This window comes from Vibrio azureus, assembly GCF_002849855.1.
Taxonomy (GTDB): Bacteria; Pseudomonadota; Gammaproteobacteria; order Enterobacterales; family Vibrionaceae; genus Vibrio; species Vibrio azureus.
Genome location: NZ_CP018616.1, coordinates 981,927 through 993,808, shown reverse-complemented (window position 1 = coordinate 993,808; position 11,882 = coordinate 981,927). Strand labels below are relative to the sequence as shown.

Sequence of the window (11,882 nt, the reverse complement as noted above, 5' to 3'; positions counted from 1 at the left end):
CACACTTATTTTGATATAGGGAAACTCTGTGGCAGACCAATAGCAATGGCTTGCTCGCCATTTCCACAATTCACATGAGCAAAGCCATTATCTTTTGCGTAGATAATATTGTCATCATTTGATTCAGACACGCCACTAGGTACGTAATCCAGTTTTAAAGCATCGCGAGTTTTCCAAGCAATATTATGATCTGCACAGGAGGTATCGCCACTCACACCAAGCCCGCCAATGATAGTACCCTCTTTGTTGTAAAGTGCTAAACCACCTCCAAAAACATTAACGCCTCCAATACGGTTGCCTACCATAGGGTCATTTTTTTGGCCAAAGTTTTTAGACTTCCCTTTGTAAGCTACTTGAGTATCGACCGGGTTGCTAAATTGCAAACCAAATAGACTGCCGCCAGGTTGTGTCGCTGTCCATAAGTTTGCAGTAGAAAGTGCAAGCTTAGGTAAGCTAAATGCATTTGCTGTATTGGCCTTCTGTGCAGAAATCACACGGCTTCCAGGCCATTGTTCACCAAAATGCTCCCCTGTTTTTGTCACGACACAGACGGTGCCATCTCTAGCAACCACCGTTCCCCACATATTTAACTCTAGGCCACCATTTTTCTCATCACTGGTTGTTGCAACAACACTTTTTAAAGCAGCGGTTACCTCTGCATGAGTGGGCAATTGCTCACAAACATTCGCTTGTGTGTAAAAAGTGAGGCTAGATAAAGATAGTGCGGCTAAGACTTGCTTTTTCATTATTTTTAACTCCTAGTTGTGTTAGCCACTAGATATTAATTAATAATGATTTTATCAACAATTAGTCATTTTTATAAAAACTATTACAGATATGTAATAATTTGAGACTGTTCGACTTCATTTAGTCGAACAATCGACGGAGAGATACTGGTATAGGAGATACTATTTTTGTCGTGCTTCAAAAGCAGCAAGTTGCTCTGGGGTTGCTTCAGGTTGATGGTTCTGTTTCCAGTCACTGTAAGTCATGCCATAGACACGTTCACGAGCATCATCGATATTCAAGTCTACACCTAATGTTTCTGCTTCCGCTTTATACCATTTGCTAAAGCAGTTTCTACAAAAACCACCGTGAATCATCAGGTCAATATTCTGGACTTCTTTGTGAGCGTCTAAATGAGCTAAAAGACGTCGAAATGTTGCAGCATCCAGCTTATCTTGTTCTTCTTGAGTCAGATTTTTGTATTTAAATTCGGCCACATTATTTTCCTTTTTATCTATTATTCAATTAGCTAGGTGTATTCCAAGCCCATTGTAGATTCTTAAAGAAAGACTCTCAACAGATAAGCACATCGCCCCAACATCCTATCAAGATATTGGGGCGACATAGTTTTGATTTTAGCCGTTGATATTGAATTCAAAAATAGACAAAGCGTTAAGGGTGTACGATACGCCCTTTGTTATCATGGCTCAGTGCTTTATTAAGCTCTGCTTCCACATGCCCTGGGGCTCTTGTTGCGGCAGAAATCAAACGATACATTGCCGGAATAACAAACAATGTCACTAAAGTAGCAAAACCCATCCCAAAGAAAATCACCGTACCAACAGCGACACGACTTTCGTAGCCTGCCCCTGTCGATAGAATCAGAGGAATTGCCCCGGCTAACGTGGTGAACGCCGTCATTAATATAGGACGAAGTCGACGTGCTGCAGCATCTATAATTGCTTTCTCAAACTCAATTCCACGGTCACGCAATTGGTTAGCAAATTCAACAATCAAGATACCATTTTTGGTCACCATACCAATCAACATGATCATACCTATCTGACTGTAAATATTCATCCCTTGCCCCATCACCCAAAGGCCAAGAAATCCTCCGAATACTCCCATAGGTACGGTAAACATCACAACTAATGGGTTAACAAAACTCTCAAACTGAGCTGCAAGTACGAGGTAAGCGACCAATAGAGCCAGTGCAAACACCACCACTACGCTGGCTTGGTTTTCTTTAAAGTCTTTCGATTCACCTGAGTAACTGACTGACACATCCGCAGGCAAATTATCAATGGCTGCTTGATCAAGGTAGTCCAACGCTTCACCCAAGGTATAACCATCAGAAAGGTTCGCTTTAATCGTGATCGATTTCTGTTTGTTATAGTGCGACAAGCGGGTTGATGCGGCGACTTCTTCAATTTTAGTCACCGTATCTAGCGTAACAAGCTGGCCGGTATCAGTACGTAAGTAAATCTGGCTCAAATCCTCAGCATTGTTAAAACTGTTTTCGTCTCCTCGTAAGTAAACATCATATTCTTCACCACGCTCGACAAACGTTGTCTCGCTTTTACCACCCAGCATAATCTCTAACGTTTCAGATATATCCTGCACACTCACCCCAAGCTCTGCAGCACGACGCTTATCAACCGATACCAGCAACTCTGGGGTTTTCTCTGAGTAATCAATCTCCGCCCCTTCCATCATTGGTGAAGCCTCAGCTTTACTCTTAAGCATTTCAGCCCATGTCATAAGCTCATCGTAATTAGAACCGCCTAAGACAAACTGTACGGGCTCACTTGAACCACCACGAAAGCCCGGCATAAATGGGAATACTCGCACATCAGGGATCCCTGAAAGTGCTTTCCGTACCGATCCTAAAGCGTCTTGAGCGGTCAAACTGCGTTCATTCCAGTCATCGAGGATCATGATTACAAACCCAGTTTGGTCACCAGCTTGACCACCAAATGCAGGCGTTTGTATACTGAATGACTTTAAGAATCCCTGACCAAGTAATGGCATCAAACGCTGTTCGACAATATCCATATTGTCAGACATGCGATTGTAAGAAGTTGCTTCCGCTCCGCGCACAAAGGCAAAGATAACCCCGCGATCTTCCTGAGGGGTTAACTGGGCCGGCGTTTGATTCATCAACACATAACTGCCACCTAAGCAAGCGATAATGATTAAGGGAGCAGCCCAACGCGCTTTTAGAGCCAATGCCAACAATCGGCGATAACCACTCTCCAGCTTAGCGAACAGAGCATCGACTCTCTGATTAAAGCGATTAGGTTTCACATTCGTTTTTAGGATTCTGCTACCAAGTACTGGAGTCAAAGTCAGAGCGATCAAAGAAGAAAAAATCACCGACATCGCCAACAAAATAGAAAATTCAGTAAACAGAAGACCAACCATGCCATCCATAAATGAAATCGGCAAAAATACCATCACCAAAACCAAGGTTGTTGCTATGACTGCAAACCCGACTTCACGTGTTCCTTTATAAGCGGCTAAAAGCGGTGATTCTCCCCGCTCAATATGATGGTAAATATTCTCCACAACAACAATGGCATCATCAACGACCAAACCAATAGATAAGATCAAAGCCATTAGAGTGATTAGGTTAATAGAAAAGCCAAAGTAATAAGCTGCAATAAATGAAGAAATCAACGATACAGGAACGGTCACTGCGGGAATTAATGTGGCACGAGCTTGGCCAATAAAAATGTACAACACAAGAACCACCAGTCCACCAGTAATAAACAGTGTGCTGTATACTTCATCAATCGAACGCTCAATAAAGACTGTTGCATCATAATCAATGGCCAAGCGGGTGCCTTCTGGTAGAAACTTCTGCATTTTATCCACTTCAGCTCGGACCGCTTCTGCTACTTCTAGTGGATTTGCATCAGATTGTGGGATCACACCTAAGCTGATATTGACGACACCATCACTTTTAAATGTCGAGTTTTCATTCTCTGCTCCGATAAACACATCGGCGACATCTTTTAAATAAATTGGCGTGTGATCGCTGGACCGTTTTACCACCAGATATTGAAAATCTTCCGGTGTTTTGTATGTGCGCGCCGTTCTTACCGACATAACGGTAGAATCGTTACGAACTTCCCCCCCTGGACTTTCTAAGTTTTCACTGCGCAGTGCAGCTGTAATATCTGAAGCAGTCACTGAGCGACCTGCCATCAAGTCTGGCTTCAATTTAACGTACATTACCTTGTACAAGCCGCCAGAGAGATCAATCGAACTAACACCAGAAAGAAGGCTAAAACGATTCATTAATACACGTTCTGCGTAATCTGTTAGCTGCGTTCTGTCCATTTCGGCCGAGCTAAGGTTAATATACAAAGAAGCTTCACCTGATCCGTTGTTTTTAAACACCACGGGATCATCCGCTTCAGAAGGAAGTGCTCGCTGCGCTCGAGCCACCGCATCACGTACATCACTCACCCCCGTATTGAGATCGTAGCCTAGCTCAAATTTGATCGTGATACGTGACATGCTATTACGAGTGGTTGAGCTAATCTCATCAATGCCACTAATGCCTGATAGTTGATCCTCCAACACCGAGGTAATTTGGCTTTCTATGATGGTTGCGGAGGCTCCTTCGTATCGAGTGCTGATCGAGACGACAGGACTTTCAATATCTGGCATTTCTCTCACGGCTAACTTAGTAAAAGAAACAAAACCAAATACACAAAGCAATAAGCTAAGTACTAAAGCGGCAACCGGCCTTTTGACTGAAATATCAGAGAGAAACATCAGTGCACACCCTCTCCAAGTTGCTCCGCTGCTGTCTTATTCTGGCTGACTTTACCTGGCGCAACAATTTCTTTAACTTGCACACCATCTCGCATGTTTACGATACCCTGAACAACAATGCTTTCACCAATTTCGACTCCAGACTCAATCACAACTTCGTTACCGACCCTCGCGCCTAGAAAGACTTCTTGACGTTTGGCCGTATTTTGATTGTCGATGACGTATACATAACGCTTAGTCCCTGAGTATTCTAGAGCTTGTACTGGAATAATCGGGGCTTTTAGAGCAGGGAAAACCAGTGCTGCTTGCATGAGCATACCAGGCTTTAAATGCTGAGCTGGGTTATCAAACTGAATTCGGATACGCAGATTTAATGTTTCTTCATTGATTCTGGTGTCGATCGCAATCACTTCGCCAATAAAATCTTGCCCTTCCCATGCACTTGATGTGGCGTGAACTTGCATACCAACGGACAACATCGATAAGTAGCGCTCTGGAACATGCAAATCCAATTCCATCTGTGACAAATTATCTAATGTCAGTAGTTCGGTGCCAATACTGACCATTTTCCCTTTACTAAAGTTAACGAAACCGACAGTACCAGCAAAAGGAGCACGGATCTGCAGGTCAGCCAAGTCAGCCTTAGCAGCATTTAACCGAGCTTTAGCAATAGCAACACTGGTCTGCTGGGCATCGATTTCTGTTTGCGTAATGGCGTTTCTTTTTACTAGTTTGTTAAACTCCGTCAGCTTACGTTGCTCATCTTTTAAATATGCCTTGGCCTCCGCCAAGGTTGCTTGCGCTTTATCATCATTCAAAAGAATTAACATCTGATTTTCTTCAACATTTTGATTTGCTTTTATGACTATTGTTTTCACCTTACCGGCAACTTCTGGTTCGATAACCACAGATTGTGCCGCTTTGATTTTTCCGATCAAAGATAATGATTGATTAATCTCATGGGCTTCAACGACTTCGGTTACCACGGTCACAGCCGAGGGTTGGCGCTTGGATGCCATAACATTGGGCGACACTATTAAAATAGATAACGTTAAAACAGATAAACAGACTCTTATGCTCATAATTTTCAACACTAATAAAGAAATTTTGTATGTTATAAACAAACAACCCCGAGGTAATTGATTCAGAGCACCTCGAAGTGACTTAAAAACAGTAAACTCAATATAGTTTATCAGTTGATACGCTTCACAACGTCAAGTAGTGTAAATTCAAGTAAAAAGTGCGTATCTCTTTGTATAAAGCACACACAAAATGTTGACTTTTTACTATCTTTGCCCAAAAAGCCAGCATTCAATATAAAAACACAAGAAAAACCCTTTACAGCCAGAGCAAGTTTGCTATGATTCGCCCCGCACTTGAGAAGAGAACTGGGAAAACTTTTCTTAAGCATGCTGAAAGATGCATGAAAATACCCTGGAGGGGTTCCCGAGTGGCCAAAGGGAGCAGACTGTAAATCTGCCGGCACTGCCTTCGATGGTTCGAATCCGTCCCCCTCCACCATATTTCTTCTTGTGTTTCTCCTTTGAACATAAGAATGGCTTGGAAAGCCGTGTTGGGAAAACACTTTTCAAGTTTGCGCTTTGCACTGTCTGTTATTGACACATGTTAAGTAAGCATAAAAACACCCTGGAGGGGTTCCCGAGTGGCCAAAGGGAGCAGACTGTAAATCTGCCGGCACTGCCTTCGATGGTTCGAATCCGTCCCCCTCCACCATATTTCTTCTTGTGTTTCTCCTTTGAGCATAAGAATGGCTTGGAAAGCCGTGTTGGGAAAACACTTTTCAAGTTTGCGCTTAGCACTGTCTGTTATTGACACATGCCAAGTAAGCATAAAAACACCCTGGAGGGGTTCCCGAGTGGCCAAAGGGAGCAGACTGTAAATCTGCCGGCACTGCCTTCGATGGTTCGAATCCGTCCCCCTCCACCATATTTCTTCTTGTGTTTCTCCTTTGAACATAAGAATGGCTTGGAAAGCCGTGTTGGGAAAACACTTTTCAAGTTTGCGCTTAGCACTGTCTGTTACTGACACATGCTAAGTAAGCATAAAAACTCCCTGGAGGGGTTCCCGAGTGGCCAAAGGGAGCAGACTGTAAATCTGCCGGCACTGCCTTCGATGGTTCGAATCCGTCCCCCTCCACCATATTTCTTCTTATGTCTCTCCTTTGAACATAAGAATGGCTTGGAAAGACGTGTTGGGAAAACACTTTTCAAGTTTGCGATTTGCACCGTCTGTTATTGACGCATGCTAAGTAAGCATAAAAACACCCTGGAGGGGTTCCCGAGTGGCCAAAGGGAGCAGACTGTAAATCTGCCGGCACTGCCTTCGATGGTTCGAATCCGTCCCCCTCCACCATACTTTAAAGCCAGCTCATTGAGCTGGCTTTTTTCATGTCTGAACAACTGTTATTTTTGGTCAACCAAACACCCTCATTACGTCTCTCCCTTAATACAACATGCCGCTCCCATTATTCATTCTGACTATGAGTGCAATCACTTTAAATACGATAATTCAAAGATAACTGATGAACTACTCTATTTTCTGAAAGAGTCAGGAGTCAGGAGTCAGGAGTCAGGAGTCAGGAGTCAGGAGTCAGGAGTCAGGAGTCAATTTAAACCCTAAAATAAACTGAAGATACAAAAAATCCCGCCATATTAGACGGGATTCTTCATTAGTCATTGATGATTCAAGTCGTCAAACTTAACCTTGAATACCAACAATCAACCATGGTGCATTCGGCACCGTCAGGTCACGTTCCAGGTGCCAAATATCATTGATATCTTCTTCAACGCCTTCAGCAGTGTCACGGTATCGACCACTAAATTGTAGGCTCAATTGAGCTTTGTTTGCATCGTAGTCAGCACGGACGATTTCAGCATCCACATACATAACATCCGTATGCTGGTCGCCATCAAGCTTAGCACGCTCTGATTTTAGGTCATCAAAGAGGCTTGGTGATACATACTCTTGGATAGTATCAAGCTGATTGTGGTTCCATGCACCTTGCAAGGTACGGTAATGCTCACGCGAGCCATTGATAAAGGCCGCTTGATCAAAACCTGGAGGAAAGTTGTGCGGTACATCACTTGTTGGTGCGCCAAAGCCACCCGTAGGCGCATTAGCAGACTGCTCAAAGTTTTGCGTATTAGGTTGTTCAAACTTAGAGGTGTTACCACCAAAAGCAGGCTGTTGGCGATGCTGATTCATACTGCCCTGCTTTGCTCCAAGTAATCCCTTCATCAGTTTAAAGATCACGAAAGCGATCAAACCGATGATCAAAATATCCATAAATTGAATACCTTCAAAAGCACCACCGAAGAACGCAGCCAGTAACCCACCAGCAAGAAGACCACCAAGTAAACCGCCCATTAGGCCTTTTTTACTGGATGATTTTTTGGTTTGTTCTTTTCCTACGGTATTGGTGTTGTTTTGCTGTTGCTTAGGCGCAGGAGCGGTTTTGTAGCTTTTACCAAATGATTTACCACCACCAAACTTCTTCGCTTCCGCAATAGGAGTTATAGCCACGGTAAACATCAGCAAGGCGACAATCGAAAATAAACGTTTCATCATTATCCTTATAATTGTTGTTGGGTACATATTGTGCTGCTCATACAGGCAACGTGTTCATACCTATCATAGTAGCACGCTAAAATAAGCCGTTCTTTAATGATACTCTGTCAGATTCAACAATGAAACCTTACAAGATCGAAGACATGTATCAGAATATTGCTATATAACGGGATGAGTTAGGCTTTGTTTCATTGACGGCCTTTACGTAGCTGACTATCATATTGAACGTTGTTCAATAAGTAATTTTATAATATGGCTCGCAGAAACGATCACACAAGAGAAGAATTAGTCAATCTCACCCTGACCACTGTCAAAGGTTTTTTATCAGAGCATTCTTATCACGAGTTAAGTCTGCGTAAAATTGCCAATATGATCGGCTACGTTCCCAGCACATTGGTCAATGTATTTGGCAATTACAACTTGTTGCTGCTTCACGTTGTGGCACAAACCATCGATGAACTGCAAGCCGAGTCTATTGAGGCGATCAGCAAAAGTACAGATATCCACCAAAGCTTATCTGCTTTGGCTTTTTGCTATCACGATTTTGCTCAACGTCACCCATACCGTTGGCAATTGGTTTTCGAGCATGGCATGAACGGTGCCGAACTTCCACAATGGCATGCCAAACGAATAAATGGTATGACAGGGATGCTAGAATCACTCCTTGCTCAACTTGCCCCCCATAAGAGCGCCCCAGAAATCCTTCAAGCCAGCCGAGTCCTATGGTCAGGCGTTCACGGTATCACCCTTCTCAGTGTGGACGATAAATTTTTCACCGATACACCTATAGACGGCAAAGAGCTGATTAATAATCTATTATCCAACTATCTGAATAGCTGGCAATAAAGGATTAATGATGTCATCAGGCAGCCAAAAGTCGTTATTGACGCAACGAAAGTTCCTTCCCTATTTTGTTACCCAATTTTTTGGAGCTTTCAATGATAATATCTTCAAAAACGTTTTACTGCTTTTTGTCGCCTTCGCTGGCTCGCAACATTTACCTATCTCCAGCAACCTGTTCGTTAATTTAGCTGCGGGCTTATTTATACTTCCTTTCTTTCTCTTTTCCGCTTCGGCAGGAGTTTTAGCGGATAAATATGAAAAGTCATGGTTTATCCGCAAAGTGAAACTCTTTGAAATCGCCATCATGCTTCTCGGAGCCATTGGTTTTATTACAGAAAGCTATAGCGTCTTATTACTCATTTTGTTTTTGATGGGCACACAATCCGCCTTTTTTGGCCCAGTAAAGTATGCGTTTCTACCTCAAAAGCTCAGTGAAAAAGAGTTGCTGCCCGGGAATGCATTGGTCGAGTCAGGCACTTTCATCGCCATCCTTATTGGTACACTTGGTGCTGGACTCATCACTTCAGCACCCAATGCACAATACCTTGCTGCAGGCTGCGTCCTCGTATTTGCTATTCTAGGATATTTATCCAGCCGATTTATTCCTGAAGCGCCTGCTGACGCACCTGAATTGAATTTCAAATGGCGTCCTTACCAACAAACTAAACAAACGTTATCGATAGCCAAATCTGACCGTACTATCTTTCAGTGTATCTTAGCTATTAGCTGGTTTTGGTTTCTAGGTGCTGCCTATCTGACTCAATTCCCAAACTTCACCAAACTGCACCTACATGGTGGTGAAAGTGCGGTATCTTTCCTCCTTGCACTGTTTTCTATTGGTATTGCTGTCGGCTCGCAGGCATGTAATAAATTATCAAATCAACGTATTGAGATTGGTATTGTCCCCATTGGCGCACTGGGTATCACCATCTTCGGTCTGTTGATGGCGACAACCATCCCCGACGACCTCCCTAAATTTGATTCTTTTACTCAATTTGTAAGCCATGATGCACTGTGGCCACTATTCTTTTATTTATTAATGATCGGTGCTTCTGGTGGTTTATTTATTGTTCCTCTCTATGCCTTGATGCAGCATCGCGCCAAAGTCTCTCAACGAGCACAAGTCATCGCTGGATTAAACATCTTTAACTCACTATTTATGGTCGGTAGCGCTGTACTGGGGATTGTTTGCCTAAGCCTTCTGGAAATGAGCATCCCTCAGTTATTCACTCTGTTAGCGATACTCAACATGTTCGTCGTGGTCTACCTGTTTTTCCAAATTCCAATCATTATATTTCGCTTTATTGTTTGGATACTCACACACAGTTGTTACCGAGTGAAACACAAAAACCTTAAATATCTACCTGAAAATGGTGGCGCTTTGCTTGTATGTAACCACGTCAGTTATCTCGATGCCTTATTATTAAGCGCAGTTTGCCCGAGGTTGATTCGCTTTGTTATGGAAGAAGATTACGCAAATTTACCGCCTTTAAGGCGCTTTCTCCGCCGAGCTGGCGTGATCCCAATTTCTGCAGATAACCGAACTTCAATTCGACGAGCCTTCAGCGAAGTTGAAAAAGCGCTGAGTGAGGGCCATCTGGTCTGTATTTTCCCTGAAGGAAGATTGACCAGCGATGGTGAAATGAACGAGTTTATGCGCGGTATTGACATTATTCTTCGTCGAAGCCCTGTCCCAGTGATTCCAATTGCGCTCAAAGGCTTGTGGGGAAGTTATTTCAGCCGAGTAAAAGGCCGAGCTTGCAAAGGCCTCCCTTCTCGTTTTTGGTCCAAACTGGAAGTTGAGGCAGGCCCACCTGTCAATCCTGAACAAGCAACCGCTAAAATCATGTTTGATAAAGTTCTTGCTCTCAGAGGCGACTGGCGATGAAATAAGGGTGAGTGAATTCGGGAAGGAATTAGTGTTTCTTCCTCTCTATGTGATGCGATATACTGCTGTCGAGTATTCACCACTGTAACTGTCATCTTTTGAAACTATTACCCTTTTTAAAAGCCAAACATGCTTTATTTTGGCTCGCATTGTTGTTTTGCTTATTGCCCTTTATCTCGTCCCCTATTGCGTTAACATTAGGATTTCTCTTAGCAAGTTTTGGGTTCGTTCCCAAGGATCTTCCTATCGCCTCTTGGACCAAGAAACTCCTAGCCTACTCAATTATCGGCCTAGGCTTCGGAATCCATTTCGAACAAGCGCTTGCCGCTACAACCGATGGAATTGGTTTGATTGTTGCGACTATATTAGGCACTTTGACACTCGGGATGATGTTAGCAAAAGCGATAAAGCTTGAACAAAAGACAGCCTACTTAATCGCCTCAGGTACTGCTATTTGTGGTGGAAGCGCGATCGCCGCCGTTGCACCAGCTATAAGAGCTAAAGATGAACAGATTGGGCTCGCACTCGCGACGGTATTTATCCTAAACTCCCTTGCCCTTTTTATTTTCCCGGTGATTGGTCATGCTCTAGGTTTAGATCAGCATACCTTTGGTACGTGGGCTGCCATTGCGATCCATGATACCTCTTCCGTTGTGGGAGCTGCATCAAGCTATGGTGAAGAAGCCCTGATTACAGCGACCACACTCAAGCTAGCACGAGCATTATGGATTATTCCTGTTGCTTTAATCAGCGCTGTAGTATTTTCTCGAATTAATAAACAGCAAGGCGAACGCAAACAAGTTATTCCTTATTTTATCTTTTGGTACTGTGTCGCCATTGCCGTCAGCGATGTTTTGCCTCAATTTGAGATCGTTTATCAAACTATTTTTGCTATTGCTAAAAAGACATTAGTTGTGTGCTTGTTTTTGATTGGGAGCAGTATTTCCATTTCTAAACTGAAGTCTGCCGGGGCCAAGCCCATGATGTTTGGCGTGACTTTATGGATTCTTATTTCTGCCACTTCACTTGCTTGGTTAGTACTCAAATAAAG

Annotated in this window: 8 protein-coding genes and 5 tRNA genes; 8 read left to right on the top strand and 5 right to left on the bottom strand. The window is 43.3% G+C overall.

Features of this window, described 5'->3' with window-relative positions:
• Positions 1-5: 5 nt before the first annotated feature.
• From BS333_RS04725 to BS333_RS04710, 4 genes are all read right to left on the bottom strand, one after another.
• On the bottom strand, positions 6-746 hold the full coding sequence (locus tag BS333_RS04725; protein WP_021708600.1) for a GlcG/HbpS family heme-binding protein: 741 nt from the start codon (positions 744-746) through the stop codon (positions 6-8).
• Positions 747-908: 162 nt separating this feature from the next.
• Entirely contained in the window at positions 909-1,223 is a 315-nt protein-coding gene (locus BS333_RS04720) for a DUF1244 domain-containing protein (protein WP_021708599.1), read from the bottom strand.
• Positions 1,224-1,398: 175 nt separating this feature from the next.
• Positions 1,399-4,512, bottom strand: coding sequence for a vibriobactin export RND transporter permease subunit VexH (gene vexH / locus BS333_RS04715; protein ID WP_021708598.1), 3,114 nt, complete (start codon positions 4,510-4,512; stop codon positions 1,399-1,401).
• Complete coding sequence (locus BS333_RS04710) at positions 4,512-5,594, bottom strand: efflux RND transporter periplasmic adaptor subunit (RefSeq protein ID WP_021708597.1); 1,083 nt, start codon at positions 5,592-5,594, stop codon at positions 4,512-4,514. Before BS333_RS04710 ends, vexH begins: the two co-directional genes overlap by 1 nt.
• Positions 5,595-5,948: 354 nt before the next feature.
• Here BS333_RS04710 and BS333_RS04705 point away from each other — a divergent pair.
• The 5 genes from BS333_RS04705 (at position 5,949) to BS333_RS04685 (ending at position 6,885) form a co-directional block, all read left to right on the top strand.
• Positions 5,949-6,033 (top strand) — tRNA-Tyr (locus BS333_RS04705).
• A gap of 128 nt (positions 6,034-6,161) precedes the next feature.
• A tRNA-Tyr gene (locus BS333_RS04700) sits at positions 6,162-6,246 on the top strand.
• A 128-nt stretch (positions 6,247-6,374) separates the two neighbouring features.
• Positions 6,375-6,459 (top strand) — tRNA-Tyr (locus BS333_RS04695).
• Positions 6,460-6,587: 128 nt separating this feature from the next.
• Positions 6,588-6,672 (top strand) — tRNA-Tyr (locus tag BS333_RS04690).
• 128 nt (positions 6,673-6,800) lie between these two features.
• Positions 6,801-6,885 (top strand) — tRNA-Tyr (locus BS333_RS04685).
• A 345-nt stretch (positions 6,886-7,230) separates the two neighbouring features.
• Here the strand turns inward: BS333_RS04685 and BS333_RS04680 are convergent.
• Positions 7,231-8,097, bottom strand: coding sequence for a Tim44 domain-containing protein (locus BS333_RS04680; protein WP_021711173.1), 867 nt, complete (start codon positions 8,095-8,097; stop codon positions 7,231-7,233).
• A gap of 255 nt (positions 8,098-8,352) precedes the next feature.
• On the opposite strand from BS333_RS04680, the gene BS333_RS04675 reads away from it, so the two are divergent.
• The 3 genes from BS333_RS04675 (at position 8,353) to BS333_RS04665 (ending at position 11,880) form a co-directional block, all read left to right on the top strand.
• Positions 8,353-8,946, top strand: a complete 594-nt coding sequence (locus tag BS333_RS04675; RefSeq protein ID WP_021711174.1) for a TetR/AcrR family transcriptional regulator — start codon at positions 8,353-8,355, stop codon at positions 8,944-8,946.
• Positions 8,947-8,956: 10 nt separating this feature from the next.
• Positions 8,957-10,831, top strand: a complete 1,875-nt coding sequence (locus BS333_RS04670) for an MFS transporter (protein WP_021711175.1) — start codon at positions 8,957-8,959, stop codon at positions 10,829-10,831.
• A gap of 98 nt (positions 10,832-10,929) precedes the next feature.
• On the top strand, positions 10,930-11,880 hold the full coding sequence (locus BS333_RS04665; protein WP_021711176.1) for a YeiH family protein: 951 nt from the start codon (positions 10,930-10,932) through the stop codon (positions 11,878-11,880).
• Positions 11,881-11,882 lie beyond the last annotated feature (2 nt).

What these genes read in the sequence shown, in the direction of transcription:
- BS333_RS04670 (WP_021711175.1), top strand. Translation starts at nt 8,957, where the DNA reads ATGTCATCAGGCAGCCAAAAGTCGTTATTGACGCAACGAAAGTTCCTT.
- BS333_RS04680 (WP_021711173.1), bottom strand. Translation starts at nt 8,097, where the DNA reads ATGAAACGTTTATTTTCGATTGTCGCCTTGCTGATGTTTACCGTGGCT.
- BS333_RS04725 (WP_021708600.1), bottom strand. Translation starts at nt 746, where the DNA reads ATGAAAAAGCAAGTCTTAGCCGCACTATCTTTATCTAGCCTCACTTTT.
- BS333_RS04675 (WP_021711174.1), top strand. Translation starts at nt 8,353, where the DNA reads ATGGCTCGCAGAAACGATCACACAAGAGAAGAATTAGTCAATCTCACC.
- vexH (WP_021708598.1), bottom strand. Translation starts at nt 4,512, where the DNA reads ATGTTTCTCTCTGATATTTCAGTCAAAAGGCCGGTTGCCGCTTTAGTA.
- BS333_RS04710 (WP_021708597.1), bottom strand. Translation starts at nt 5,594, where the DNA reads ATGAGCATAAGAGTCTGTTTATCTGTTTTAACGTTATCTATTTTAATA.